Source organism: Afipia sp. GW821-FHT04G03, assembly GCF_059419985.1.
Genome location: NZ_JBWKSV010000003.1, coordinates 278,883 through 305,802, shown reverse-complemented (window position 1 = coordinate 305,802; position 26,920 = coordinate 278,883). Strand labels below are relative to the sequence as shown.

Below are 26,920 nucleotides of genomic sequence, written 5' to 3'. Positions count from 1 at the left end.
GTTCATCCTCCCTCTTTTATCGGCCCGACGCTCGTCACCCAGTAAGGCCGGGCAACCGCGTTGAGATCCGTTCGTTTGACACCACGCAGTTCTATCGAATGGCCATCCGCACCGGAGACCCTTCCATATTGCTGGAACGCGAGAACGTGAAACCGTTCAGGCGTGAAAGGCAGTTCGATCTGCACATTGACCTTCTCGGAGCTGCCCGCGAGTTCGGGCGACACTTTCGCGGGTGCGGCCATCGTCAGCCAGAGCTGGAAGCCGAGCCACGCAGCGATCACGCCGAGCACGACGCGGGCTTTGGTCGAACGCAGGGCTTCGGACGCAAGGCTCATGCGGAGCGCACCATTTGCAGCACCTGCGCGGACAACCGCTTGAACGTGTCGTCCTCGATCAGGTTGTCCCAGACGCGCGGGCGGGGCAGGTCGACCTTGATCTGGTCGAGAACGCGGCCCTTGGAGAGCACGACGACGCGGTTGGCGAGAAACACCGCTTCCGGCACGTCGTGCGTAATGAAGATGACTGTCGGGCGGCGCTCCTGCCAGATGCGGGTGAGTTCCTCCTGAAGCGTCATGCGAGTTTGTGCATCGACGCTTGCGAATGGCTCATCCATCAGCAGTACTGCCGGATTGTTGGCGAGCGCGCGGACCACGCCGACGCGCTGCTGCATGCCGCCGGACAGTTCGTTGGGGTAGCGGTTCGCAGCATGGGTCAGGCCGGCGAGCGCAAGATATTCATGGGCGATCTTGTCGCGTTCGGCTTTCGGAACGCCGCGCATCTTCGGGCCAAAGCCGACATTGTCGAGCACGGTCTTCCAGGGAAACAACGCGAACGACTGGAACACCACGCCGCGCTCCGGGCCGGGACCGTCGATCGCCTTGCCATTGAGCAGGATTTCTCCGCCTGAGTGCGGAATGAAGCCCGCGATCATGTTGAGGATCGTGGTCTTGCCGCAGCCCGATGGCCCGACGACCGAAACGAATTCCCCCTGTTCGACGTCGAGCGAGACGTCATGCACGGCGTTGACGTGTTCTCCGGCATAGGGATCGAAGTAAGTTTTCGCGAGATTGCGGATTGAAAGCATGCTCATGATGTCACCAGTCCCCAGCGTTTGCCGGTTGCGCGCTCGATCGGCGCGAGAATCCATGCGTCCACGATGTACCAAAGCAGTCCGAGAATGATCATGCCGAGAACGATCTCGACGGTGGAGCCGGCACGGCGCGCGTCGAACATCATGAACCCGATGCCGCTGGTGCCGACGATAATTTCCACGGCGATCAGCGCACGCCAGCCATAACCGAGCCCGTTGCGCAAACCGGTGATGATGTTGGGCAGCGCGCCGGGCAGGGTGACTTCCCATAGAACGCGCGCGCGCGATGCGCCGAGGCTGCGGGCGGCGCGCGCCAGATCGCGCGGCACGGACTCGACACCGAGCACTGTGTTGAGCACTACCGGAAACAGGACCGTGTAGACGATCACGAACGTCATGGTGGTGAGGCCGAAACCGAACCAGATCAGCAGGATCGGCAGCCACGCGATATCGCCGATGGCCTGGAAGAACAGCAGCACCGGCCAGCACGCGCGATGCGCCCAGCGGCTGGTGCCGATCAGGATACCCAGCGGAATGCCAAGAGCCATGCCAACCGCCGCCCCGGTGATCAGCCGGATCAGGCTGTCCTGAAGGTAGTCCGGCAGGATGCCCTTATATGTGAGAGTCACGAACGATTTCATGACATCGACAGGCCCCGGCAGGAACGCGCGGGGAAATACGCCGGCTTCGACGATCGCGGTCCACAGCAGCACCAGGGGAATGAACGGAACGATGGCGGCAACACCCGGCCAGCGGGCGGTCATCCGCGTGTAGGCGCTCCAGCTTTTGAGGACAATGTTCATGCGCGCCTCACCATGCCCCAACGCTCAATGGTCGAGCGTTCAAGCGGCACCAGCAGCAAACGATCGATCAGCAGCCAAATGACGCCGATGACGATCATGCCGAGCACGATGACTTCGGTGCGGTAGAAATCGCGGGCGACGAACAGCATGTAGCCGAGGCCGACATTGGTCGCGATCATCTCGGCCGCGATCAGCGCGCGCCATGCGAAGCCGAGGCCAGTGCGAATTCCGGTAACGATGTTCGGCAGCGCGCCAGGCAGCAGGACTTGCGTCAACAGCGCCCAGCGACCCGCGCCGAGCGAGGCGGCGGCGTTGCGCAATGCATGAGGAATAGTCGAGACGCCGAGCAGGGTGTTGTAGGCGACAACGAAGAATACCGCGTTGAAAATCACGAAGATGATCGCGCCGAAGCCGTAGCCGAACCACAACGTCGCGATAGGGATCCATGCGATGCCGGCCAGCACCGAGAAGAAACGAAACAGCGGCGTCAGGAATGTGGAGACCGCGGGACTGACGCCCATCGCGATGCCGAGCGGTACGGCTGTGACGATGCCGATTAGCGTTCCCAGCCCGACACGGAGCAGGCTCGCGCCGACATGACTGATGAGCGTCCCGTCACGGATCGACTCAAGTCCGGCGCTGCCGACCGAACCGAGCGACGGGAAGACGCGCGGATTGATCTGGAACAGCGGCACCGCGACGGCCCACAGGATCACCAGAACAAGCAGGGGCGCGACAAACATCGCGGTGCCCGCGATCGAGTTGAACCCCCGCACGAGCCATCTCGGTTGAACCTTTCGACTGGGCGTGACCAGCACGTAACCTCCCTGCGGCCGATCGTTCGGCCCGTCTTGTTGTCGTTTTCTTGCAGGCGGCTTTGTTGTTCAGCAGCCTTTAGATTAAACGCGATCGGTCTCACCAATACGCGGCACGTCGCCACACGCTGACGTTGCTGTCATGCGATGGCGTATCCTCCATCGATTGTGAGAACGGTTCCGGTGACGAACGATGCAGTTGGCGAACACAGATAAAGTACGCCGCCCAGAAGGTCCGCCGGCTTGCCCCAACGGCCCAGCGGCGTGCGATCGAGAATGGGCTTGCTGCGGCTTTCGTCGCTTTGCAGCGCCGAGGTGAGGGGCGTTTCGATCCATCCGGGTGCGATGGCGTTGACGCGAATGCCGTCGCCGGCGTAGGCGATGGCAAGAGATTTCGTCAGTTGCGCGATACCGCCCTTGCTGGCGGCATATCCCGGAACAAGGCCGCCGCCAAAGAACGACAGCATCGATGCGAGATTGACGATTGCCCCATTGGAATGCGCCAGCAGCGGCCGCGCCGCCGCGCACATGCGCATGGTTCCGTTGAGATTGATGTCGACTACCGACTGGAAAACCTCGGGGTCGAGCTCTTCGCCGCGGCGGATGACGCCCGCGCAGTTGACCAACACATCGAGGCCGTCGAGCGAACTGATAAGCGCTTTAACGGCGTCGCCGTCGCGGACGTCGAGCTGGTGCGCGCGCGCCTTGCTCAACACGGGATCGGAAGCAGCGGCCGAGACTTCGGCGTCGCCGACGCCGGCCACGGTGACAATTGCGCCGGCCTCGATGAAACCGCGCGCAATGCCGGCACCGATACCGGATGTGCCGCCGGTCACAAGCACGCGCTTTCCGGAATACCAGATCGACGCCCAGGCGCCGGACGTGGTCGCGCGCGGGATGGTTGCCGTGTCCATCATCAGCGCACGAACTGGTCGACGTAATCGCGACCGAGGCCGCTGGCCTCGTAATGCGCGCGGCACATATCGATCTTGGTGAACACGTCCTCATAGCCGACGTGCTTATTTTGTTCGTCCAGATACACCATCGATCCCTGAATGTTGAAGAAGGTGATCATCTCGGTGGTGTCTTCCGGCACTACCAAGGTGTGAATTTCACCCGGCGGCTCGAACACATACGAGCCCTCGGTGGCGACCCATTTATGCTCGCGATAGAACCATTTGCCCTTGAGGACGAAGCCATGGACCGGATTCGGATGCAGATGCCGCGACAGCACGCCGGATCGGCGCACGCGCAGCAGATTGCACCACTGGCCCTGCCGGGTGTTGAGCATTAGCGGACGGAACCAGACGTCGGGCGCTTGCGGCACCCAGACGCGCTCGTCTTCCGGAATCGCGACGACTGCGATCTCCGGCGATGCGAGGACGTGGGCGGAGCCCTTCATATCACGATACATCTTGCTTCCTCTTGATCTTCGGCTTGGCCGCGCGCGGGTTCGGTAAAACCCGAACGGTGCCGGGCTTCTTCTTCGACAGCTTGGTCTTGGTGAATCCCAGCACCTGCTCCATGGCGATCCGCGCCTTGCGGGCGTTGCCTTCGTCGATGGCGCGGGCCACAGCGGCGTGATTGGGAAGGTTGTCGTCGAACCAGCCGACGCTGCCGACGGCCACAAGAAAGACTGTGCTCAGGATCGTGTCGATCGCACTGCGGAAGCCCTGAAATACGCGATTGTGCGTGGCATCCAGAATCGCAAGATGGAACGCCTTGTCAGCGGCGATGGCGCTGTCCTGATCGTGCGATGTTTCCATGGCGACCAGCGCGGCGTTGATGCGTTGGCGGTCGGTCCTTGTCGCACGTTCGGCAGCCAGCGCGGCTGCGGCCGGCTCGATGATCGAGCGCACTTCCTGAATTTCCAGAAGCAGTTCGCGATCCGGGTCGCCTTTGCCGACAAGCCAGCTCAGGACGTCGCGGTCGAGCAGGCTCCAGTCATGGCGGGGCAGCACGCGCGTGCCATGACGGGGACCCACACTGACAAGTCCTTTTGCAGCGAGGGTTTTGATCGCCTCGCGGATGACGCCGCGGCCGACGCCAAACCGGGCTTCGAGATCCGGTTCGGGCGGTAGCGCCGCGCCAACGGCAATGAGATCGCGCGCAATCTCGGTGCCAAGCGTGGACAGCACTTCATGAATGCGGCCGGGTTTGGCGCGTTTGACGATGAACCGGGTGGTCGCCTTGGCCAACGCTCAGTCTCCCAATCGCCGTCTTGGAGCGGCGCGCCAAAACGCTAGCACGCAGGAAACGGGGATTGCAATCATCCGATGTTAAACATCGGATGATTAGGCAATTTGCTGCAACGCAAAGCGCCTGGCAAATTGTCGCAGAGTTAGATGCGTGGACGCTTTCCGCGCTCGCATAACGAAACGCATGAGGATGCCGACGACTTAATCTTCGGGTTTTTCGCGAGGTATTTCAGGCAGCCGCCGCGTTATGTGCGGAAGTCGATGCTGCGCAGAACGATGCTCGGCGGATGGCCTTCAAACTCGGTGGCGAGGACCTTCGCTTCGGCGCGCGCGTCGATTTTGGCGCGCAGTCGCATGTACTGGGCTTCGCGTTGCTCCGGCTTGGTCGATTTGGTGCCTTCGATGTCGTCCATCGCTGTGGTGCTGATCGCACACGGTACTTCCGTCTGCTCATCCATCACGGTGAAGAGCACGACCATCCGGTTGTAATCGTAGGACTGGAAGGAGCCTTGGCTAATCGTCATTGCTGTTGTCCTCATTGTCCGGTGGATCGTCGCCCGCGCCGCTGGCTGGCAAGGTTCGCGGTCGGCGTGGTGTACGAGGAAGAGGACTTGATTCTTCGAACTCTCAGCGAATTCGAACGCCTCGGGCGCGGCGCTTGTGCAGCGAATTGCGTGCAGGGACACAATGCGCCCTTCCGGGCGCAATAGCCATCGGCTTGTTTCGCCGATATTGCCGCATGAACGGCGTGGTTTTGTGGTCTAACCCAGCATCTGCGTATCGCCGCACACCGAGATGGCCTGTCCGGAGATCGTCTTGCCGCGCGGACTGCACATGAAGACGATCTGGTCCGCGATCTGTTGTGGCGTCACATAATCCTTGATGGAGGTGTAAGAGAACGCGGTCTTTTCCATCTCCGAAAACGATATGCCGCGCTGCTGTGCCTTGGCTTCCAGCACGCGCCGTTGCCTGTCGCCCGCAACGAGGCCCGGCAGGATTGCGTTGACGCGGATGTTATCCGGGCCGAGTTCGATGGACAGGGATTTGGTGAAGCCAATTACACCCCATTTGGCGGCGGCATAGGGCGAGCGCATGGCAAAACCGAGACGGCCTGCCGCAGAAGAAATGTTGACGATGGATGCGTTCTTGCTCTCACGCAGCAGCGGCACCGCCAGCCGCGTGCAGTTGAATTGTCCGGTCAGGCAGATTTCGAGGCAGCGATCCCAATCTTCGGGATTCATCTCGTCCACCTTTGCCGTCGGTCCGGCGACGCCGGCGTTGTTGACCAGCACATCGAGCCCGCCGAGGACGGTGGTAGCTTCCGCGAACAGCACCTTCACGGCGGCGCGGTCCGCAACGTCGCAGATCGTTTGCGTCAGCGCAGGATCGCTCGTTTTCAGCGCGGTGAGGGCGGTCGTGTCCACGTCGCAAACGTGAACCTTGGCGCCTTCGCCGGCAAAGGCCCGCGCGATGGCGAGGCCGATTCCGTTGGCGCCTGCCGTCACCAGCACCCGAAGTCCCTTGATATCGAGGTTCATGTCGTCTCCAGCGATAGCAATTATTGTTCGGCGAGGCCGCCACGCGACAGTATCACTTCCGCCGCGTTGTCGATGTCCGCCGCGATTCCCTTACGTGCGCCGGCTTCGTCACCCGCCTTGATGGCAGCAAGCACTCCGGCGTGGAAGCGCACCGCGTCTCCCTTTGCCAAGCGTTCCGGATTGGCGCGCAGATCGAGATTGATAACCGGCCCCGCCTTGAGCCAAAGCGCGCGGATGATTTCCACCAGCGTTGCCGAATGCGCCGCTTCATAGACCGCGAAGTGGAATGACTTGTTCAACTCGACCGCGCGCGGCAGGTTTGGCTTGGCCGCACGGCTTTCGGCGCGCATCGCCGCTTCCGTCCGCGCGATCGATTTCAGATCGGTATCGTTGCGATTCTTGGCCGCGAGCGCCGCGACGTGTCCCTCGATGGCGATGCGGGCTTGCGTGAGATCGCGAAACTGCGCTGCAGTCATCACGCGCACGCGCACTGCGCGGTTCGGCGTGACTTCGAGCGCGCCATCGGCGACCAGCCGCGAGACGGCTTCGCGCACCGGCATGATAGAGACGCCGAGCACCTCGGCTGCCTGGCGTAGCGAGATTTTTTCGCCGGGCGCCATCCGGCCGGAAATCAGCAAATCTGAAAGTTGCGCATAGGCGCGTCCGCCAAGTGTCTGACGGTCAAGCGGTTCAACCAGATCAAGCGCGGCGGGGCGGTTCATGACCGTTGATCCTGCGGGACGTGCAAAAAGCGAAACAAGGGACTCGACAACATCGTTCTCCTTTGTCAGTCTAAGTGTGATCACAGATCACGGCAAGCGATATAAGCGCCGACAAGACGCGCAACGCCCTGCCGGAAATAAGCGCCGCGAAACGCGGCCGTCACAGGGAGGATGGCTTATGTTGACCAAGGACAAATTCACGCGACGTAGTTTGCTGAAGACCGCTGGCGGCCTCGCGCTGGTATCCGGAATCTCCGCGCCGTCAATCCTGCGCGCGCAATCCGCCGACGTCATTCGAATCGGTCATTTGACCCCGCGTACGGGCTTTCTCGGCCCGCTCGGAGAATATGCCGTGATGGCGGTGGATCTTGCCGTCGAGGAAATCAACGCGGCGGGCGGCATGATGGGCCGCAAGGTCGAAGTGCTGAAGGAAGACTCGGTTAATCCGCAGACTGCCTCCACCAAGGCCGAACGCATGATCGAGCGCGACAAGGTCGCCTGCATCATCGGCGAGATTTCGTCGGCGTCCTGCCTCACCATCGCGCAGGTGGCATCGCGCAACAAGACGCTGTTCATCAATACCGGCGGTAACTCCGACGCGCTGCGCGGCAAGGACTGCCAGCGCTACATGTTCCATGTCGAGTCGCAGAACTCGATGTATGTGAAGACGGTCGGCCGCTCGTTCCTTCAGGAAGGCCTGGTCAAGGGCAAGAAGTGGTATTCGCTGACGGCGGACTATGCTTTCGGCCACGATCTGTTGCGTGTCGCCAAGCGGTTCATGGAAGGCAATGGCGGGCAGTTCGCCGGCGACGATCTGGTGCCGACCGACGCCACGGACTTCTCGGCCTATCTGCTCAAGATCCGCGATTCCAAGCCGGACCTCGTCGTGATCAATCTCGCCGGAAACCAGATCACTAACTTCCTCAAGCAGTATGCCGAATTCGGGCTGACCTATCCGGTCGGCGGCTTCGGCTTCGATACCGCACTGGCCTGGGCGGCGGGCAAGGGCAATTTCGTCGGCACATGGCCGGTGGTCTGGCATCACTTGATCGACACCCCCGGCACCAAGGCTTTCGTCGGCGCATTTGTGAAGAAGTACAACAAGCCGCCGGAAAATCAGGCGTGGGGCGATTACATCGCGACCAAGATCGTGGCGCAGGCCGTCAACGACCTGAAGTCGGCCGAATCGCCGAAGATCATCGAACACTTCGAGAAGGGCGCGAAGTTTGATCTCCTGAAGACGCGGCCGGGTTACTTCCGCGCCTCCGATCATCAGTTGATGCATGAGATGTATGCGGTGAAGGCGCTGCCTGCCGCGCAGGTCAAGAACCAGTGGGACATCTTCTCGTCGAGCGGTCCGGTGCCCGGCCCGAACGAGGATCTCGAAATCATCGCGGCTACCAAAGAAGAGAACAGTTGTACGTTCCCGTCCTGAAGCCAACTTGATGCGTCCCTCCGGGTGATCCCGGAGGGCGCGCTCTTCATCCTTCTTGTTTTCCGGCACGCGCGATGCGTGGCCCATCGATTGCGGGGCGACGACCATGTCCGGCATTTTGCTCGCGCAGCAGGTTCTGAACGGACTGCTCGACGGCGTTTACTATCTGCTGATCGCGCTGGGGTTGTCGCTGATCTTCTCGCTCGGCGGCATTGTCAATCTCGCGCACGGCGCGTTCTTTGCGATCGGCGCATATCTCACGCTGGTGATCTCGCCTTATCTGGGGTTCGGCGGTGCGTTGGTGTTTTCGCCGGTGGCGGTGGCGCTACTCGGCGTCGTCATCGAGAGGCTGTTGTTCACCAGGTTCTACCGTTCCGATCCCATTCTTTCGCTGCTGCTGACATTCGGGCTTGCAATGGTGGCGGAGCAGGCGCTGCGCATGATCTTCGGCGCGCCGCCGCTGTCGTACTCGATACCGGACGCACTGCGCGGGCAGGTCGTGGTCGGCACCTTCATCTATTCGTTCTACCGCGTCGTGTTGCTCGGCATCGCGGCCGCCTGCGTCGCCGGATTGTGGATGCTGCTGCGGCTGACGGCGTTCGGCCGCGTCGTGCAGGCCGGCGTGCAGAATCCGGATATGGTGGGCGCGCTCGGAATTTCATTGCAGCCTTATATGTCGGCTGTCGCTGCACTCGGCATCGGCCTCGCGGGGCTGGCGGGCGTGCTGCTCGCGCCGATCTATGCGGTGCATCCGGCGATGGGCAATGAAATCATCACGCCGGCCTTCGTCGTGGTGGTGATCGGCGGCCTCGGCTCGTTCTGGGGCGTCGTCGTCGCGGCCTTGCTGGTCGGGCTGGTGAAGGGCGTGATGGTCGGCATCGGCTATTCGGCTGCGTCCACCGCCGCGATCTATCTTCTGATGCTTCTGGTGCTTGTGTTCAGGCCGCGCGGTCTGTTCGGCGAGCGCATCACCCGCTTCGAGTGAGGCGACCTGCCATGCTCAAGCGTATTCCCGTTCCGCTTCTGATCGCCGCCATTGGTCTGCTTGTCCTGCCATCGATACTGATTGCGCTCGGCCTGACCATGACATCGGCGACGGAAGTCGTTGTGTTCGGCATCGCCTGCATGGCGCTGAATATTCTCGTCGGCCACACCGGGCTGGTGTCGTTCGGTCACGGTGCATGGTTTGGGCTCGCAGCCTATGCCGCGGGGTTGCTTCAGCGCAACCTGATGCCGGACTCGTTTTTCGGCCCGGCGATCGGAGCCACTCTGATTATTGTGGTGGTTGCCGTTCCGTTCGGATTTCTGATCCTGCGGCGGCGCGGCGTATATTTCTCCCTGCTGACGCTGGCGCTCGCCGCGATGCTTTATTCAGTGTCGTTCCGGTGGACCGACGTGACCGGCGGCGAGAACGGCCTTGGCGGCATCGTTCGCCCGTCGATCCTGGGCCTCAATCTGGATTCGTCGGTCACGTATTACTGGTTCGTCGCAGCCATCGCCTTCGCGGTGCTGGTGCTGCTGTGGCGCTTCCACAATTCGACCGTCGGCACGGTGCTGGTGGCGGTTCGCGAAAACGAGCAGCGCGCGCGTTTTCTCGGCTATCCGACCAATCGCTACAAGCTCGCGGCGTTCGTGCTGTCCGCGGCGCTGACCGGGCTCGCCGGCATCCTGCTGCTTTACAAGAACCGCATGACCTCGGCCGATCCGATTTCAGTGGCGTTCTCCGGCGAGTTGCTCGCGATGGTCGTGATCGGCGGGATGCGCAGCTTTCTCGGGCCCGCGCTCGGCGCGCTGTTTTTTATTCTGTTCCGCGAATTTTTCGGCATCTACACCGAAAACTGGCTGCTCTGGTTCGGTCTTGTCTTCGTCGGCTTCATCGTATTCTCGCCGACAGGCCTGATCGGTGTCGGCGAGCGATTGCTGGCGCCGTTCCGCAAGAAGGTCACCGAAGACGCGGCGATGTCGGCCCGCAAAATCGAGGCGCTGCCGCTGCCGGAATTTCTGCGGCCGAAAGCCGCCGTTGAGGGCCCGGTGCTGGCCGCCCGCGACATGGTCAAGAGTTTCGGCGGTATCAAGGCGGTGCAGGGCATCGATATTTCGATCGCGGACAAAACGCTCCACGCGCTGATCGGCCCCAACGGCGCGGGCAAGACCACGGCGTTCAATCTGCTGTCCGGCATGTTTCCGCCGGATGAGGGCGAAGCCACGCTGATGGGCAAGCCCATTGCCGGTCACACGCCGGAAGAGATTGCCGAAGCCGGCATTGGCCGCTCATTCCAGATCACCAATCTCTTTCCCCAATTGAGTGTTGGCGAGAACATTCGCCTTGCGGTGCAGGCGCGGCACCCTCGAAGATTCGATCCTTTCACCAACGCGCTATCCATTGACGCCATCAACCGCGAGACCGACGAGGTCATCCGCTATCTGGGTCTCGCGGGCATCGAGAAGGCGGAAGCCGGCGCGCTGTCCTATGGCGGCCAGCGGCTGCTCGATATGGGCGTCGCGCTGGCCACCGCGCCGCGCGTGCTGTTGCTGGACGAACCGCTTGCGGGCCTTGCCGCCGCTGAGCGCGAGCGCATTGGCGCGATCATCAAGCGCATTTCGTCCGATCTGCCGGTGCTGCTGGTGGAGCATGACATCGACCGGGTGTTTGCGCTCGCCGATCATGTCACGGTGATGAACGAAGGCCGGGTGCTGCTCGACGGCACCGTGGACGATGCGCGCAGCAGCAAGAAGGTTCAGGACATCTATATCGGCTCGGGAGCCGCAGCCGTGGCGGCGAAGCCGCGCGAAACCTCCGCCAAGGCCAGCGCGCTGCTGACGGTGGACGGCGTTGATACGTTTTACGGCAAGAGCCATATCCTCAACGGCGTCAACTTCACGCTGCACAACAACGAAATCATCGCGCTGTTGGGCCGCAACGGCGCCGGTAAATCGACGCTGCTGAAAACGCTGGTCGGCATCGCGCCGGCATCGAACGGATCGATAAAGCTGGCCGACGCCGAACTGGTCGGACGCGCCTCCGCCGAATGTGCGCGTCTCGGCATCGGTTATGTGCCGCAGGGACGCGGTCTCTTTGCCGGGATGAGCGTCGAGCACAATCTCGAACTCGGCGGATTGAAGCGGCAGACCGGCAACGGCGTGCACTGGACCCGCGAGCGGGTCTACGAATACTTCCCGCGTATTCGCGAGCGGCTGGACAGTCCGGCGGATTATCTCTCAGGCGGCGAACAGCAGATGGTCGCGGTGGCCCGCGCTCTCTCCGGCGACGTGCGGGTGCTGTTGCTCGATGAGCCGTTCGAGGGGCTGGCGCCGGCCGTGGTCGAGCAACTGTTCGAGGCGTTCGATCGCCTGCGCAAGGAGGTCGCCATCATCATCGTCGACCATCACCTCGATCTGGCGCTGGCATTGTCCGACGCCACGGTGGCGCTGGAGCGCGGTCGCATCATTCACGAAGGTCCGTCGAAAGCGTTGCGCGACGATCTCGATCTGCGCCGCAAGGTGCTCTGGCTTTAAAAGAAAGAAGAAACGCATGCCTGACAACAAGACTGTCGCAATTGTCGGAGTGGGTCTGATCGGACGGGCCTGGGCGGCGATCTTCGCCCGCGCGGGATGGACTGTGCGATTGACCGACCCCCATGCCCCGACGTTGAGCGCCGCGCCCGGCCTGATTCGCGATGAGTTGCGCGCGCTCAACCGTCATGGGCTTGCGAATGATCCCGACGGTGCGGCGTCGCGCATTTCGGTGGCGGCAAGCCTCGCCGATGCGGTGAAGGACGTCGCGTTCGTTCAGGAAAACGGCCCCGAGAAAATCGAGGACAAGATCGCGCTGTTCGCCGAGCTCGACCGGCTTGCGCCTGCGAATGCTCTGCTGGCGTCGTCCACTTCCGCCATTGTTGCCTCGCGCTTTACGGAAAATCTCAAAGGCCGCGCGCGCTGTCTCGTCGGCCATCCGGTCAACCCGCCGCATCTGGTGCCGCTGGTCGAGCTTTGCGGTGCGCCCTGGACCTCGCCGGACACGATCAGCCGCGCGCGCGAGATCTATCGCGACATCGGGCAAGTGCCAGTGACGGTCAACAAGGAGATCAACGGCTTCGTGCTCAACCGCTTGCAGGGCGCGCTTTTGGCGGAAGCGTTTCGGCTGGTGGGCGAGGGCTATATGTCTGCCGAAGACCTCGACCATACCGTCAAGGACGGCCTCGGGTTGCGGTGGTCGTTCCTCGGGCCGTTCGAGACCATCGAACTGAACGCGCCGGGCGGCATACCGGATTATTGCGCGCGCTACACAGGCTTCTATAAAGAACTGGCGGCGGAAGCCGCGGGCCCGGAGGTTTATCAAAGCCCGAATGTCGATCGCGTCATCGCGGCTTGGCCGCATCAGCCGGCGCCGGATCGCATAGTCAGGCTCACCACCCGCCGCAACGAGCGGCTAGCGGCGCTGGCCGCGCACAAGGCGAGACAAGCCGACTGATTTCTGTTCGCCCATCCTGTGATCGATCAACCTACAAAATGAAAGACAAGAAAATGAGCCGTAAAATCATCATCACCTGCGCCGTCACTGGCGCGATCCATACGCCGTCGATGTCCAAGGCCTTGCCGGTGACGCCGCAGGAGATCGCCGACGCGGCCGTTGGTGCTGCGGAGGCGGGTGCGGCCATCGTGCATCTTCATGCGCGCAATCCGAAGACCGGCCAGCCGGATCAAAGCCCGGAGGCGTTCGCGCCGTTTCTCAAGATCATCAAGCAGCGCTCCAACGCGGTCATCAATCTCACCACCGGCGGATCGCCAACGATGACGGTGGACGAGCGCGTTCGCCCGGCGGCGGTCTACAAGCCGGAAGTCGCCTCGCTGAACATGGGATCGATGAATTTCGCGTTCTTCGGGATGCTCAACCGCTTCAAGACTTTTGAGCACGAGTGGGAGCGCAAGCATGTCGAGAACAAGGACATCGTGTTCCGCAATACATTCGCGGACATCGAGTATGTGCTGAATGCGCTGTCGGGCAGCGGCACGCGCTTCGAGTTCGAGTGCTACGACACCGCGCATCTTTATAACCTGAAGTATTTTCTGGATCAGGGGCTGGTGAAGGCGCCGCTGTTCATTCAGACCGTATTCGGATTGCAGGGCGGTACGGGCGCGCATCCGGAGGATGTGTTGCACATGAAGCGCACGGCGGATCGACTGTTCGGCGATCAGTATGTCTGGTCGGTGCTGGGAGCCGGGCGCAACCAGTTGCCGATCGCGGCAATGTCGGCGGCGATGGGCGGCAACATCCGCGTCGGCCTCGAGGATTCACTGTGGGCCGCGCCGGGCCGCATGGCGGAGTCCAATGCCGAGCAGGTTCGCCTCGCGCGCAAGATCATCGAAGGCCTCGGCCTGGAGGTTGCATCGCCCGACGAAGCACGCGAAATTCTCGACCTGAAGGGTGGAGATACCCTGCAGGTTTGAGGAGCCACCATGCCGGTCACGCTCGATCCCGATGCCGCCGCCGTTCTCGCCGCCTTCCGTGCGGCAGGGCGTCCTCCCTATGAAACGCTGTCGCCGGCAGAGGCTCGTGAGATGTATCTCGCCGCCCGCGCGGTGTCGCAGCCCGAGCCGCCGAAGATCGCGTCGGTGGACTCGCTGTCGGTGCCGGGACCGGCGGGAGATATTCCCGCGCGCATCTATAGGCCGTTGACGCTCCGGCAGTCCGATGGACTGTCGCCGTGTCTGGTATTTTTTCATGGCGGCGGCTGGGTGATCGGCAATCTCGATTCTCATGATGTGGTGTGCCGGACGCTGGCCGACGAAGGCCAGCTCATCGTGATCTCGGTCGATTACCGTCTGGCGCCGGAACACCAGTTTCCCGCGGCGGTCGACGATGCGATCGCTGCGACGGTGTGGATTTCAACGAACGCCCGCCAGTTGGGAATCGACGCGGCGCGGCTGCTTGTGGGCGGCGACAGCGCCGGCGGCAACCTGGCAGCGGTGGTCGCGATCCATGCGCAGGAAGCGGGGCCAAAAATTGCCGGTCAGGTCCTGATCTATCCCGCCACCGACTTCGCGATGACGCATCCCTCGCACCGCGAACCCGAGACCGATGCGTTGCTGACCCATTCCGTGATCCGGTGGTTTCGCAATCACTATCTCGGGGCATCCGACGGCGAGCACTGGAAAGCCTCGCCTGCGCGGATGGACAAACTCGCAGGTCTGCCGCCGGCCTTCGTGCTGACGGCGGGCGCGGACCCTTTGCGAGACGAGGGCGATGAGTATGCCCGGCGGCTCGGCGAGGCCGGCGTGCCGGTCACCTGCCGGAGCTATCCTGGCCAGTTCCACGGTTTCATCACCATGGGAAAACTGCTGCCGAAGGCTGGCGACGCGATGCGCGAGATCGGCGCGTGGCTGAAGGCGCTGAACTAGCTGCCTAGACCGGCAACGCGTTGGTGTACTTCACCTGACTGAGCGCGAAGCTGGATTCGATGGAAGCAATGCCGTCGAGCCGCGTCAGTTTGGTCTTGATGAAGGCTTCATAGGACGGCAGGTCGGCGGTGACGACGCGCAACAGGTAATCCCGGTTGCCGGTCATCAGATAGCATTCCAGCACTTCTTCCCATTTCGAAATCGCTTTCGCGAAACGGTTGAGGTCTTCTTCTTTTTGCCGTTCCAGCTTGATCGAGATGAAAACGCTGACCGGAAGCCCGACTGATTTCTGATCGACCATGGCGATGTAGCGCGTGATGACGCCGCGCTCTTCCAGCAGTTTCACACGCCGATGGCAGGGCGACACCGACAGGCCGACCCGATCCGCCAGATCCTGCATGGTGACGCGGCTGTCGGCCTGCAGAATCGCAAGGATTTTACGGTCGATCGCATCGAGGTCGGTCATTGGGATGAAATCCGTAAATGGATGCTCTTATTGAAACGATATCCCAATATTGCCTTACCAGTCGAGAGGATTTGAGATTTTTCGGGATCGCCCGAGGGATAGCATGACGGGGTCTTAACCGCTGGTGACCGCCATGCCGATCGATCCATCCCGTCTGGAAATCCTGAACGCGCTGAACAGGAAAGCGCTGTGGCTGTCGTCATGGACGATTCATCACGCCAACCATCTGCGCAGCGACTCCGATGGCCTCAAGGTCGGTGGCCATCAGGCCTCGAGTGCGTCGCTAGCGACCATCATGTCGGCGCTCTATTTCGGCGTGCTGAAGCCGGAGGACCGCGTCGCGGTGAAGCCGCACGCCAGCCCGGTGTTTCACGCGATCCAGTATCTGCTCGGACAGCAGACCCGCGAGAAGCTGGAGAATTTTCGCGGCTTCAAGGGCGTGCAATCTTATCCCTCGCGCACCAAGGACATCGACGACGTGGATTTCTCCACCGGCTCCGTCGGACTCGGCGTGGCGCAAACGCTGTTCTCGTCGCTGGTGCAGGATTACGTCAAGTCGCACGGCTGGATGAAGGATCGCTCGGAAGGCCGCATGATCGCGCTGGTCGGCGATGCCGAACTCGACGAAGGCAACATCTTCGAGGCGTTGCTGGAGGGCTGGAAGCAGGGCCTGCGCAACACCTGGTGGGTGATCGACTACAACCGCCAGAGCCTCGACGCAGTGATCCGCGAAGGGCTGTGGGAAAAGCTCGAGACCATGTTCCGCAATTTCGGCTGGGACGTGGTGATCGTAAAGTACGGCAAGCTGATGCAGGCGGCGTTTGCCGAGCCGGGCGGGGGGGCGCTGCGCAAGTGGATCGATAGCTGCCCGAACCAGATGTACGCGGCGCTGTGCTTTCAGGGCGGGGCCGCGTTCCGCAAGCATCTGCTGGACGACATCGGCGATCAGGGCGCGGTCACGAAACTGATCGAGAAGCGCAGCGACGATGAACTGCTGGCGCTCATGTCGAATCTCGGCGGCCACGACATGGCGAGCATGCTGGAGGCGTTCGAGGCGATCGATCACGATCGCCCGGTGTGCTTCATCGCCTATACTATCAAAGGCGTCGGTCTGCCGTTTCAGGGCCACAAGGACAATCACGCTGGGCTGATGACCGTGGCGCAGATGGAAACGTTTCGCGCCGAGCAGAACATCCGGCCCGGACACGAGTGGGACCGGCTGGAGGGATTGGCGCTGGAGCCCGCGCGCATCGAGGCTTTCCTGAAGAATGTGCCGTTCGCGCGCGACGGCGCGCGGCGGCTTGAGGCGCCGAAGGTGGAAGTCCCCGCGCAACTCGGCGTGACGCTCACGCCGCGCATGGCGACACAGCAGGGCTTCGGCCTGATCCTGAATGAACTGGCGCGGGGCGACACCAAACTGGCCGAACGCATCGTCACCACCTCACCCGACGTCACGGTCTCGACCAATCTCGGCGCATGGGTCAATCGGCGCGGTCTGTTCGCGCTGGCAGAGAAGGCCGATCTGTTCCGCAAGGAGAAGATCCCATCGACCTTTGCTTGGGATTATTCGCCAAAGGGCCAGCATATGGAGCTGGGCATTGCGGAGATGAATCTCTTCATCATGCTCTCCGCGCTCGGCCTGTCGCATTCGATTAACGGTGAGCGTCTGCTGCCGGTGGGCACGCTGTACGATCCCTTTATCGAGCGCGGTCTCGATGCGCTGAATTACGCCTGTTATCAGGACGCGCGCTTCATGGTGGCGGCGACGCCGTCGGGCATCACGCTTGCGCCGGAGGGCGGCGCGCATCAGTCGATTGCGACGCCGCTCATTGGCATGGCGCAGGATGGACTTGCCTCGTTCGAGCCGGCGTTCGTGGACGAACTCGCGGTCATCATGCGCTGGGGCTTCGACCACATGCAGCGCGATGAGGGCGAGGGCGGCTCCGTCTACCTGCGGCTTTCGACGCGCACGCTCGACCAGCCGCAACGCACGATGACCCCGGAGTTGGAGCAGGACATTGCGGCGGGCGCCTACTGGATGCGTAAGCCGGGACCGAATTGTGAGTTGGTGGTCGCCTATACCGGTGCGGTCGCGCCGGAAGCGATCGAGGCGACGGGATTGCTCGGCGAGTCACGGCGGGACATCGGTCTCCTTGCGATTACCTCGGCCGATCGTCTTCATTCCGGCTGGAATGCATCACGCAAGCTCCGCCGTGCCGGCGGGCCGCGCGAGCCCAGCCACATTGAGCGGCTGCTGTCGCCGCTGCCGCGCGATTGCGGATTGATCACCGTGATCGATGGACATCCCGCGACGTTGGCATGGCTCGGCAGCGTGCAGGGTCATCGCGTCGAGGCGCTCGGCGTGGAGAAGTTCGGCCAGACCGGCACCATCGGCGATCTCTATGCGCACTATGGAATCGACACCAACACCATCATCGACGCCGCGGCGAGCCTGACGTTCGGTTCGCCGATCCGGCATCGCAAGATGGCGGTGTGACCCTCTGCACGGCAGGTTTAACCAAGTGCAGCGGTCGTCGCGCGCCGGACCGATTGTTAAGTTGACCGGACGCGGCAACGGCAGCACCATTGGCTCACACGAGTTAAGGTGCTGAATGACCGAGTTGTCCAACCGCCAGTCCGATATTCTGAACATTGCGCGCACGTCCGGGCGCGTGACGGTGGAGGATCTGGCGCGGCGGTTCGAGGTCTCCGCGCAGACCATCCGCAAGGATCTCAACGACCTGTGCGACCGCCGGTCGATGACGCGTGTTCATGGCGGCGCCATCATCGCCTCCGGCGTGGAAAATCTCGCTTACGAGGCCCGGCGGTTCGTCGCGGCGGATGAGAAGAAAGCCATCGGCATCGCGGCCGCCGCACAAATCCCCAATGGCTGTTCGCTGTTCATCAACATCGGGACCACAACTGAAGAAGTCGCGAGCGCACTGACATCGCATGAGGATCTGCTGGTCATCACCAACAATCTGAACGTTGCGATGCTGCTGTACCGGCATCCGCGTATCGAGGTGATTGTAGCCGGCGGCACGGTACGCCGCGGCGATGGCGCGGTGATCGGATCGACGGCGAACAACCTGATCACCCAGTTCAAGGTCGATTACGCCATCATCGGCGCGTCGGCGATCGACGAGGAGGGCGCGCTGCTCGACTTCGACTATCGCGAGGTGCAGGCAGCGCAGGCCATCATCGCCAATGCGCGAAGCGTGATGCTGGTGGCCGACAGCACCAAGCTCAGCCGCAACGCGCCGGTGCGGATCGCGCATCTCAGCCAGATTCATACGTTCGTGACCGATCTGCCGTTGCCGGGCGGACTTCAGGCCATTTGCAACAGCCGCGGCATCGATGTGATCGCCGCGATGCCGGACAAGCCCGCCGACCTCGCCTGAACCGCTTCGTCCGGCTTGTCGGCTCGTCGTCACGGGCTCGGCCCCGCCCCAACCTAACGCATTGGTACAATGACGATTCTTCGGATCGTCAGTTGACTGCCTATGAAATCATCTCCCACTTGCTTTCGTTTTTGGTTGTGATTTAATCACATCCGAAAGCGAAACCGCTAAATCTGAAAATAGCGAGCGCTGGGGAGACGCGGTGGGACAGGTTTTCGACCTCGCTATTATTGGCGGCGGGATCAACGGCTGCGGTATTGCCCGCGACGCCGTGGGCCGTGGAAATTCTGTCTTCCTGTGTGAAATGAACGATCTCGCCAGCGGCACGTCGTCGTGGTCGAGCAAGCTCATCCACGGCGGCCTGCGCTATCTCGAGTATTATGAGTTTCGTCTGGTGCGCGAGGCGCTGCTGGAGCGGGAAGTGCTCTGGCAGATCGCGCCGCACATCATCCGTCCGCTGCGTTTCGTGCTTCCGCATCATGCGGGATTGCGCCCGGCGTGGCTGCTGCGGCTCGGCCTCTTTATGTACGATTACCTCGGAGGCCGCCGGTTGTTGCCTGCCACGCGCACGGTTGATCTCGCGCGCGATCCGGTCGGTCAGCCGCTGGCGCCGGGCCGCTTCACAAAAGGTTTCGAGTATTCCGACTGTTTCGTCGATGATGCGCGCCTTGTGGTTCTCAACGCGCGCGATGCGGCGGATCGCGGCGCGGTGATCCGCACGCGAACCCGTGCTGTTGAGGCGCGGCGGCAGGACGGACTCTGGCAGGTCATCCTCGAAAACACCGAGACCGGCGCGCAGAGCAGCATTCAGGCGCGCGCGCTGGTGAATGCGGGCGGCCCGTGGGTTGAGGATGTTCTGAACCGGCGCGCCGGTATCAACGCCAAGGCCAAGGTGCGTCTGGTGCAGGGCTCGCATATCGTGGTGCCGCGTCTTTACGAGCACGATCACGCCTACACGTTCCAGAATGCGGATGGGCGCGTTGTGTTCGTGATTCCGTTCCAGAACGATTTCACGCTGATCGGCACCACCGACCGCGATTACGACGGCGATCCGTCGAAGGTGAAAGCCTCGTCCGAGGAAATTGCCTATCTCTGCGAGTCGGTGAACGACTATCTCGCGAAGCAGGTCAAACCGGACGACGTGGTGTGGGCCTACGCCGGCGTGCGCCCTCTCTATGACGATGGCGCCAGCGAAGCCAAGGCGGCGACCCGTGATTATGTGTTTGAGTTCGATGCGCCCGACGGACTGCCGCTGCTGTCGATCTTCGGCGGCAAGATCACGACCTATCGCCGTCTCTCCGAAGAAGCGCTGGAACGGCTGGATCAATACTTGCCGGGCAAAGCAAAGCCCGCTGGCTGGACCGCGACCGCGCCGCTGCCCGGCGGCGATCTCGATGTGTCGGCGATACCGGCGCTGGCCGACGAACTGGTCCGCGACAATTCGTTCCTGCCGCACTCTCTCGCGCTTCGTCTTGCGCACGCCTATGGTACGCGGGCCAGCAAGGTTCTCGACAATGCAGCATCGACGGCCGATCTCGGGCAATTGTTCGGCGACACGCTGACGGAACGCGAAGTCCGCTATCTGATTACGCACGAGTTTGCGCGCACTGCCGAGGACATCGTCTGGCGGCGATCCAAGCTGGGCTTGCGCCTTTCAGTTGATGAGGTGAAAGCGCTCGATGACTGGATCGCCACGCATCGCAGCGGCTTCGACCGGCCGCTGAGGGAAGCGGGAGGCCGCGCATGAGCGTCACCCTCGACAAGGTTTCGCGCGAGGTGAACGGCGTATCCTGGATTCGCGATATTTCGCTCACCCTTGAGCGCGGCACCCTGAGCGTGCTGCTCGGGCCGACGCTGTCGGGCAAGACCTCGATCATGCGGCTGTTGGCCGGTCTCGATAAACCGACGTCCGGGCGCGTTCTTGTCGACGGTAAGGACGTGACGGGCTTTGACGTGCGCAAGCGCTCGGTCGCGATGGTCTATCAGCAGTTCATCAATTATCCGACGCTGACGGTATTTGAGAACATCGCTTCGCCGTTGCGCGTGCAGGGCGTGGCGCGCGCGGAGATCGAAAGCCGCGTCAGGGATGCGGCGAAGCTGCTCAAGCTGGAGCCGTATCTCAACCGCACGCCGTTGCAATTGTCCGGCGGCCAGCAGCAGCGCACGGCAATCGCGCGGGCACTGGTGAAGGGAGCGGACCTCGTTCTGCTCGACGAGCCGCTGGCCAATCTCGACTACAAGCTGCGTGAGGAGTTGCGCACCGAACTGCCACGCATCTTCGAGGAATCCGGCGCAATTTTCGTCTACGCCACAACCGAACCTTCCGAGGCGCTGCTGCTCGGCGGCCGCACCATCTGCATGGGGGAGGGGCGGGCGCTTCAGTCCGGCCCGACGCCGGATGTCTATCGGCGGCCTGACACGGTGGAAGTGGCCGAGGTGTTTTCCGACCCGCCGCTCAACACTGTTGGCATTGAAAAGAAAAACGGGTCGATTTTCTATTCCGGCGGCGAACGCGCGTCCGTCGCCGGTCTTTATGAAGGCTTGAGCGACGGCTCGTACAAGGTTGGATTCCGTGCGCACCAGCTTGACGTTGCGGGTGCGTCTCCCGGCCGTCATGCGTTCGTGACGACCGTGAGCGTCACGGAAATCACCGGCTCCGAAAGTTTCGTGCATCTCAAGCGCGAGGGCTACAATTGGGTCGCCGTGCTGCCTGGCATTCACGAATTCCTGCCGGGGCAGGAACTGGATGCCGTTCTCGACCCGAACGATCTTTTTGTTTTCGATCAATCCGGCCGGCTTGTGGCCGCGCCGGCGGCTAGGTGAGGGCCAGTGATCCGATTTTGATCGCTGGAATCGTAAATTAACGAGTGTCCTTTCGAGTTCGGCGTTCGCGAAGGGACACGCTGCAAATTTAAGCGAACGTCGAATTCGGGATACTCGCATGGCTCGCATTGACCTTGTCGATCTTGCGCATTCCTACGGCGGGGACGCCGCCGATCCCGCGTCCTATGCGCTGAAGCCGATGACCATGACCTGGCGGCAGGGCGGAGCCTATGCGTTGCTCGGGCCGTCCGGCTGCGGCAAGACCACGTTGCTGAACATCATCTCGGGCATCGTCACGCCGTCGCACGGCAAGGTCCTGTTCGACGGTGCCGACATCACGAGTTCGACCACGCGCGAACGCAATATCGCGCAGGTGTTCCAGTTTCCGGTGATCTACGACACCATGACCGTGGGCGAGAACCTTGCGTTCCCGCTGAAGAACCGCGGGCTGCCGCGCAATGAGATCCAGACGCGCGTCACCGAGATCGCAAAGCTGCTCGATCTTACGCCCTATCTCGGCCGCAAGGCGGTGCGGCTCAGCGCAGATGCCAAGCAGAAGATATCGCTCGGCCGCGGCCTCGTGCGCTCCGATGTGGCGGCAGTTTTGTTCGATGAGCCGCTGACGGTGATCGATCCGCATCTGAAATGGGAATTGCGCTCGAAGCTCAAGGCGCTGCATCAGGCGCTCGACCTCACCATGATCTACGTGACCCACGACCAGACCGAGGCGCTGACATTCGCCGACACGGTGGTTGTGATGCATGACGGCAGCGTCGTGCAGAGCGGCACGCCGGAAGAACTGTTCGCGAAACCCGCTCATACCTTCGTCGGCTATTTCATCGGCTCGCCCGGCATGAACATCGTTCCCGCCGAGGTGAGAGGCCGCGATGCGATCATCAGCGGCCACACCATCAGGCTTGACCGGACCTACGACAGCCAGCCGCCAGCCGCCAGGATCGAAATCGGCGTGCGGCCGGAGTTCGTCCATGTCGCGCCGCCGGCGTCGGGACTTCTGTCGGCGCAGATCGAGCGGATCGACGATCTCGGGCGTGTGCGGTTTGCGCGCGTGCGGATCGGCGACGCGAAATTTGCGGCAAGGGTTCCCAACGGATTTTCGATACCGGACAAGACAGCTGGTCTTGTTTTCGATCCGGCGCATGTTCACGTTTATGCCGATAGCCTGCTGGTCGAGGGGCGCGTCTGATGGACAAGACGATCAACAACAAAGCGTGGCTTCTGGTCCTCCCGGTGTTCCTGATCGTGGCCTTTTCCGCGATCCTGCCGCTGATGACGGTGGTCAACTATTCGGTGCAGGACACCTTCGGCAACAACAAGTTCTTCTGGAACGGTGTCGGCTGGTTCAAGGAGTTGCTGGATCCGACGACCGACCTCGGCGACCGCTTCCTGACCTCGCTCGGGCGCAATCTTCTGTTCTCGGCGATCATTCTCGCCATCGAGGTGCCGCTCGGCATTCTGGTCGCGCTGTCGATGCCGCGCGATGGCTGGCGCGTCGCGGCCTGTCTTGTCATTCTCGCGCTGCCGCTGCTGATTCCGTGGAATGTGGTCGGCACCATCTGGCAGATCTTCGGGCGTCCCGACATCGGCCTGATGGGTTACGCCCTGAACAAGATGGGCCTGGATTACAACTACGTCTCCAACAGCTTCGATGCGTGGTGCACCATCATCGTGATGGACGTCTGGCACTGGACCAGTCTCGTTGCGTTGCTGTGCTACGCGGGCCTGAAGTCGATCCCGGACGCCTATTATCAGGCGGCGCAAATCGACGGCGCGTCGCGCTGGGCGGTGTTCACGGCGATCCAGTTGCCGAAAATGAAGCGCGTGCTGCTGATCGCGGTGCTGCTGCGGTTCATGGACAGTTTCATGATCTACACGGAGCCGTTTGTCGTGACTGGCGGCGGCCCCGGCAACTCCACGACCTTCGTGTCCATCGAACTGGTCAAGATCGCGCTCGGGCAGTTCGACCTAGGCAAGGCGGCGGCCCTGTCCATCGTCTACAACCTCATCATTCTGATCGTGTGCTGGGTGTTCTACACGGTGATGACGAACGCCGATAACGAGCGCGCGCAACCGGCTGGAGGCGCGTGATGCATACCATTCCCGGACGCCGCATCATTCTCGGGCTGTTCCTGATCTTCCTGTTGTTGCCGATCTACTGGCTCATCAACATGAGCTTCAAGACCAATACCGAGATTGTCACGACCATGACCCTGTGGCCCAACAATCCGACGCTGATGCATTACAAGCGCATCTTCACCGACGCGAGCTGGTATTCGGGTTACATCAATTCGCTGAAATACGTCATCATCAACACGATCATCTCGATCTCGTTCGCGCTGCCTGCGGCTTACGCCTTCTCGCGCTACCGCTTCCTCGGCGACAAGCATTTGTTCTTCTGGCTGCTATCGAACCGCATGGCGCCGCCGGCGGTGTTCGCGCTGCCGTTCTTCAATCTCTATTCGGCGATCAACCTGTTCGATACGCCATGGGCGGTGGCGCTGGCGCATTGCCTGTTCAACGTGCCGTTGGCGGTGTGGATTCTCGAAGGCTTCGTCTCCAGCGTGCCGAAGGAAATCGACGAGACCGCGTTCCTCGACGGTTACTCGTTCCCGCGCTTCTTCGTGAAGATCCTGATGCCGCTGATCGCGAGCGGTATCGGCGTCGCGGCGTTCTTCTGCTTCATGTTCTCGTGGGTCGAATTGCTGCTGGCGCGCACGCTGACATCGGTGAACGCCAAGCCGATTGCCGCGACCATGACGCGCACGATTTCCGCGTCCGGAATGGATTGGGGATTGCTGGCGGCGGCCGGCGTGCTGACCATCATTCCGGGCGCGCTGGTGATCTGGTTTGTCCGCAACTACATCGCGCGCGGTTTCGCGCTGGGCCGGGTGTGATCATGGAAAATATCGCATGGATGGCATGGACTGCCCCGACAGCAATCTTCTTCTGCCTGCTGGCGGCGACGCTCGGAACCATGACGTGGCTGGCGGTGCGCTATCCGGAGGCAGAGCGCGTCGGGATATTGCACATTCCGACCACGCGCGGCGACCGGCTGTTCATTTCGCTGATCATGGCGGCGATCATTCATCTTTTGTGGATTGCATTTGCGGGCACGAACCCGATTGCGACGCTCCCCCTTGGAGAAGGCGTCGAGATATCGAGTTTGTGGATCGCCAGCGTCATTTCGGTTGGCATGGCCGTTGTCATATTTCGCAACGTCTAGCTAAGCGAAAAGAGGCAGATCCGGGATCAACCCGGAGCTGAAGTTGTGTTTCAACGGAGGAAACCAAATGCGACATCTAACCGGGAAGAGCCGTCTTCTGTCGATGGCAAGCGCGGTGGCCTTGATAGCAGCGTCGGCTGCGATCATGCCGGCGCGCGCCGATGATGCGGTCAATCAGAAGTGGATCGACAGCGAATTCCAGCCATCGACGTTATCGAAGGCGGATCAGATGAAAGAACTGCAATGGTTCGCAAAGGCCGCTGAACCCTTCAAGGGCATGGAGATCAACATCGTCTCCGAAACCATCGCGACCCACGAATACGAAGCCAACACGCTCGCAAAGGCCTTCAGCGAGATCACAGGCATCAAGCTCAAGCATGACGTGATTCAGGAAGGCGACGTGGTCGAGAAGATCCAGACCCAGATGCAGTCCGGCAAGAACGTCTATGACGGCTGGATCAACGACTCGGATCTGATCGGAACGCATTTCCGCTACGGTCAGGCCATCGCGCTGTCTGACTACATGACGGGCGAGGGCAAGGACGTCACCAACCCGATGCTCGACATCGACGACTTCATCGGAACGTCGTTCACCACCGCGCCGGACAAGAAGCTCTATCAGCTTCCGGATCAGCAGTTCGCGAACCTTTACTGGTTCCGGTACGACTGGTTCACCAATCCGGACTTCAAGGCAAAGTTCAAGGCCAAGTATGGCTACGAGCTCGGCGTGCCGGTGAACTGGTCGGCGTATGAAGACATCGCGGAGTTCTTCACCAACGACATCAAGGAAATCAACGGCGTCAAGGTCTATGGCCACATGGACTACGGCAAGAAGGACCCGTCGCTGGGATGGCGGTTCACCGACGCCTGGCTGTCGATGGCCGGCAACGGCGACAAGGGTCTTCCGAACGGTCTGCCCGTCGATGAATGGGGCATCCGCATGGAAGGCTGTCGTCCGGTCGGCTCGTCTGTCGAGCGTGGCGGCGATACCAACGGTCCGGCGGCGGTCTACTCGATCGTCAAGTATCTCGACTGGATGAAGAAGTATGCTCCGCCGCAAGCGCAGGGCATGACCTTCTCTGAATCGGGTCCGGTGCCGGCGCAGGGCAATATCGCCCAGCAGATGTTCTGGTACACAGCCTTCACCGCCGACATGGTGAAGCCGGGTCCGGTGGTGAACGCCGACGGCACGCCGAAGTGGCGTATGGCGCCGTCTCCGCACGGCTCGTACTGGAAAGAGGGCATGAAGCTCGGCTATCAGGACGTGGGTTCGGGCACGCTGCTCAAGTCGACGCCGCCGGATCGCCGCAAGGCTGCCTGGCTCTATCTCCAGTTCATCACCTCCAAGACGGTGTCGCTGAAGAAGAGTCACGTCGGTCTCACCTTCATCCGTGAATCCGACATCTGGGACAAGTCGTTCACCGAACGCGCGCCGAAGCTCGGCGGTCTGATCGAATTCTACCGCTCGCCCGCGCGCGTGCAGTGGTCTCCGACCGGAAACAACATCCCGGATTATCCGAAGCTCGCCCAGTTGTGGTGGCAGAATATCGGCGATGCGTCGTCCGGTACGAAGACCGCTCAGGCTGCGATGGACTCGCTGGCTGCGGCTCAGGACTCGGTGCTTGAACGCCTCGAAAAGTCGGGCGTGCAGGGCGCCTGCGGACCGAAGCTCAACAAGAAAGAAACCGCTGAGTTCTGGTTCGCCAAGTCGGAAAAGGACGGCAACATCGCGCCGCAGCGCAAGCTGGCGAATGAGAAGCCGAAGGGTGAGACCATCGACTACGACACGCTGATCAAGTCGTGGCCGGCCTCGCCGCCGAAGCGCGCCGAAGCCAAGTAAGGACTTACAAAGAACCTCCCTGTGCGCCTAAGCCTTGCAAACGAGACTTGCGCACAACTTGAAGGCCGGGAGCGATCCCGGCCTTTTTCCTTTGCGATGCCTCGTGCGCGAGCGCTTGCGCGGCAAGACATCGCACCCCAAGCAATCGT

At 61.9% G+C, this 26,920-nt stretch carries 26 protein-coding genes; 15 read left to right on the top strand and 11 right to left on the bottom strand.

What is annotated here, in order from left to right:
- Positions 1-2: 2 nt before the first annotated feature.
- The 10 genes from AC07UB_RS15870 to AC07UB_RS15825 form a co-directional block, all read right to left on the bottom strand.
- The gene (locus AC07UB_RS15870; protein ID WP_492790421.1) at positions 3-335 is read right to left on the bottom strand and encodes a hypothetical protein; all 333 of its coding nucleotides are present in this window, start codon (positions 333-335) and stop codon (positions 3-5) included.
- Positions 332-1,090: an ABC transporter ATP-binding protein gene (locus tag AC07UB_RS15865; protein WP_492790420.1), complete on the bottom strand. Its 759-nt coding sequence runs from the start codon at positions 1,088-1,090 to the stop codon at positions 332-334. The genes AC07UB_RS15870 and AC07UB_RS15865 overlap by 4 nt, the downstream gene beginning before the upstream one ends.
- Entirely contained in the window at positions 1,087-1,893 is an 807-nt protein-coding gene (locus AC07UB_RS15860; RefSeq protein WP_492790419.1) for an ABC transporter permease, read from the bottom strand. Before AC07UB_RS15860 ends, AC07UB_RS15865 begins: the two co-directional genes overlap by 4 nt.
- Positions 1,890-2,669, bottom strand: coding sequence for an ABC transporter permease (locus AC07UB_RS15855; RefSeq protein WP_492790418.1), 780 nt, complete (start codon positions 2,667-2,669; stop codon positions 1,890-1,892). Before AC07UB_RS15855 ends, AC07UB_RS15860 begins: the two co-directional genes overlap by 4 nt.
- A 179-nt stretch (positions 2,670-2,848) precedes the next feature.
- Positions 2,849-3,622 (bottom strand): SDR family NAD(P)-dependent oxidoreductase, encoded by a 774-nt coding sequence (locus AC07UB_RS15850; RefSeq protein ID WP_492792670.1) that lies wholly within the window; start codon positions 3,620-3,622, stop codon positions 2,849-2,851.
- Between the two features lie 2 nt (positions 3,623-3,624).
- Positions 3,625-4,122: a 2,4'-dihydroxyacetophenone dioxygenase family protein gene (locus tag AC07UB_RS15845; protein ID WP_492790416.1), complete on the bottom strand. Its 498-nt coding sequence runs from the start codon at positions 4,120-4,122 to the stop codon at positions 3,625-3,627.
- Positions 4,112-4,906: a FadR/GntR family transcriptional regulator gene (locus tag AC07UB_RS15840; RefSeq protein ID WP_492790415.1), complete on the bottom strand. Its 795-nt coding sequence runs from the start codon at positions 4,904-4,906 to the stop codon at positions 4,112-4,114. Before AC07UB_RS15840 ends, AC07UB_RS15845 begins: the two co-directional genes overlap by 11 nt.
- A gap of 245 nt (positions 4,907-5,151) precedes the next feature.
- Positions 5,152-5,430, bottom strand: a complete 279-nt coding sequence (locus AC07UB_RS15835; protein WP_492790414.1) for a DUF1488 family protein — start codon at positions 5,428-5,430, stop codon at positions 5,152-5,154.
- Positions 5,431-5,667: 237 nt separating this feature from the next.
- Positions 5,668-6,444, bottom strand: a complete 777-nt coding sequence (locus AC07UB_RS15830) for an SDR family oxidoreductase (protein ID WP_492790413.1) — start codon at positions 6,442-6,444, stop codon at positions 5,668-5,670.
- Positions 6,445-6,464: 20 nt separating this feature from the next.
- Complete coding sequence (locus AC07UB_RS15825) at positions 6,465-7,166, bottom strand: GntR family transcriptional regulator (protein WP_492790412.1); 702 nt, start codon at positions 7,164-7,166, stop codon at positions 6,465-6,467.
- A gap of 178 nt (positions 7,167-7,344) precedes the next feature.
- On the opposite strand from AC07UB_RS15825, the gene AC07UB_RS15820 reads away from it, so the two are divergent.
- From AC07UB_RS15820 to lipP1, 6 genes are all read left to right on the top strand, one after another.
- Complete coding sequence (locus tag AC07UB_RS15820) at positions 7,345-8,601, top strand: ABC transporter substrate-binding protein (protein ID WP_492790411.1); 1,257 nt, start codon at positions 7,345-7,347, stop codon at positions 8,599-8,601.
- A 106-nt stretch (positions 8,602-8,707) separates the two neighbouring features.
- The gene (locus AC07UB_RS15815; RefSeq protein WP_492790410.1) at positions 8,708-9,586 is read left to right on the top strand and encodes a branched-chain amino acid ABC transporter permease; all 879 of its coding nucleotides are present in this window, start codon (positions 8,708-8,710) and stop codon (positions 9,584-9,586) included.
- 11 nt (positions 9,587-9,597) lie between these two features.
- Entirely contained in the window at positions 9,598-12,117 is a 2,520-nt protein-coding gene (locus AC07UB_RS15810; RefSeq protein ID WP_492790409.1) for a branched-chain amino acid ABC transporter ATP-binding protein/permease, read from the top strand.
- Positions 12,118-12,133: 16 nt separating this feature from the next.
- A complete protein-coding gene (locus tag AC07UB_RS15805; RefSeq protein WP_492790408.1) occupies positions 12,134-13,072 on the top strand; it encodes a 3-hydroxyacyl-CoA dehydrogenase in 939 nt (312 codons plus the stop codon).
- 53 nt (positions 13,073-13,125) lie between these two features.
- The gene (gene kce / locus AC07UB_RS15800) at positions 13,126-14,049 is read left to right on the top strand and encodes a 3,5-dioxohexanoate:acetyl-CoA acetone transferase (RefSeq protein ID WP_492790407.1); all 924 of its coding nucleotides are present in this window, start codon (positions 13,126-13,128) and stop codon (positions 14,047-14,049) included.
- Between the two features lie 9 nt (positions 14,050-14,058).
- On the top strand, positions 14,059-15,000 hold the full coding sequence (lipP1, locus tag AC07UB_RS15795; RefSeq protein WP_492790406.1) for a LipP1 family hormone-sensitive lipase: 942 nt from the start codon (positions 14,059-14,061) through the stop codon (positions 14,998-15,000).
- Between the two features lie 4 nt (positions 15,001-15,004).
- On the opposite strand, the gene AC07UB_RS15790 is transcribed toward lipP1, so the two are convergent.
- Positions 15,005-15,466 carry an Lrp/AsnC family transcriptional regulator gene (locus tag AC07UB_RS15790; protein ID WP_492790405.1) on the bottom strand — a complete coding sequence of 154 codons (462 nt, stop codon included), beginning with the start codon at positions 15,464-15,466 and terminating at the stop codon, positions 15,005-15,007.
- Positions 15,467-15,599: 133 nt separating this feature from the next.
- On the opposite strand from AC07UB_RS15790, the gene AC07UB_RS15785 reads away from it, so the two are divergent.
- The 9 genes from AC07UB_RS15785 (at position 15,600) to AC07UB_RS15745 (ending at position 26,771) form a co-directional block, all read left to right on the top strand.
- The gene (locus tag AC07UB_RS15785; protein ID WP_494654520.1) at positions 15,600-17,963 is read left to right on the top strand and encodes a thiamine pyrophosphate-binding protein; all 2,364 of its coding nucleotides are present in this window, start codon (positions 15,600-15,602) and stop codon (positions 17,961-17,963) included.
- A 115-nt stretch (positions 17,964-18,078) separates the two neighbouring features.
- On the top strand, positions 18,079-18,867 hold the full coding sequence (locus AC07UB_RS15780; protein WP_492790404.1) for a DeoR/GlpR family DNA-binding transcription regulator: 789 nt from the start codon (positions 18,079-18,081) through the stop codon (positions 18,865-18,867).
- Positions 18,868-19,069: 202 nt separating this feature from the next.
- Positions 19,070-20,614 (top strand): glycerol-3-phosphate dehydrogenase, encoded by a 1,545-nt coding sequence (gene glpD / locus AC07UB_RS15775; protein ID WP_494654522.1) that lies wholly within the window; start codon positions 19,070-19,072, stop codon positions 20,612-20,614.
- Positions 20,611-21,690: an ABC transporter ATP-binding protein gene (locus AC07UB_RS15770; protein WP_494654524.1), complete on the top strand. Its 1,080-nt coding sequence runs from the start codon at positions 20,611-20,613 to the stop codon at positions 21,688-21,690. Before glpD ends, AC07UB_RS15770 begins: the two co-directional genes overlap by 4 nt.
- 118 nt (positions 21,691-21,808) lie before the next feature.
- Positions 21,809-22,894, top strand: coding sequence for an ABC transporter ATP-binding protein (locus AC07UB_RS15765; RefSeq protein WP_494654525.1), 1,086 nt, complete (start codon positions 21,809-21,811; stop codon positions 22,892-22,894).
- Entirely contained in the window at positions 22,894-23,796 is a 903-nt protein-coding gene (locus AC07UB_RS15760) for a carbohydrate ABC transporter permease (protein ID WP_492790400.1), read from the top strand. Before AC07UB_RS15765 ends, AC07UB_RS15760 begins: the two co-directional genes overlap by 1 nt.
- The gene (locus AC07UB_RS15755) at positions 23,796-24,602 is read left to right on the top strand and encodes a carbohydrate ABC transporter permease (RefSeq protein ID WP_492790399.1); all 807 of its coding nucleotides are present in this window, start codon (positions 23,796-23,798) and stop codon (positions 24,600-24,602) included. The genes AC07UB_RS15760 and AC07UB_RS15755 overlap by 1 nt, the downstream gene beginning before the upstream one ends.
- A gap of 2 nt (positions 24,603-24,604) precedes the next feature.
- Positions 24,605-24,931: a DUF2160 domain-containing protein gene (locus AC07UB_RS15750; RefSeq protein ID WP_492790398.1), complete on the top strand. Its 327-nt coding sequence runs from the start codon at positions 24,605-24,607 to the stop codon at positions 24,929-24,931.
- 103 nt (positions 24,932-25,034) lie between these two features.
- Complete coding sequence (locus AC07UB_RS15745; protein WP_492792668.1) at positions 25,035-26,771, top strand: ABC transporter substrate-binding protein; 1,737 nt, start codon at positions 25,035-25,037, stop codon at positions 26,769-26,771.
- Positions 26,772-26,920 lie beyond the last annotated feature (149 nt).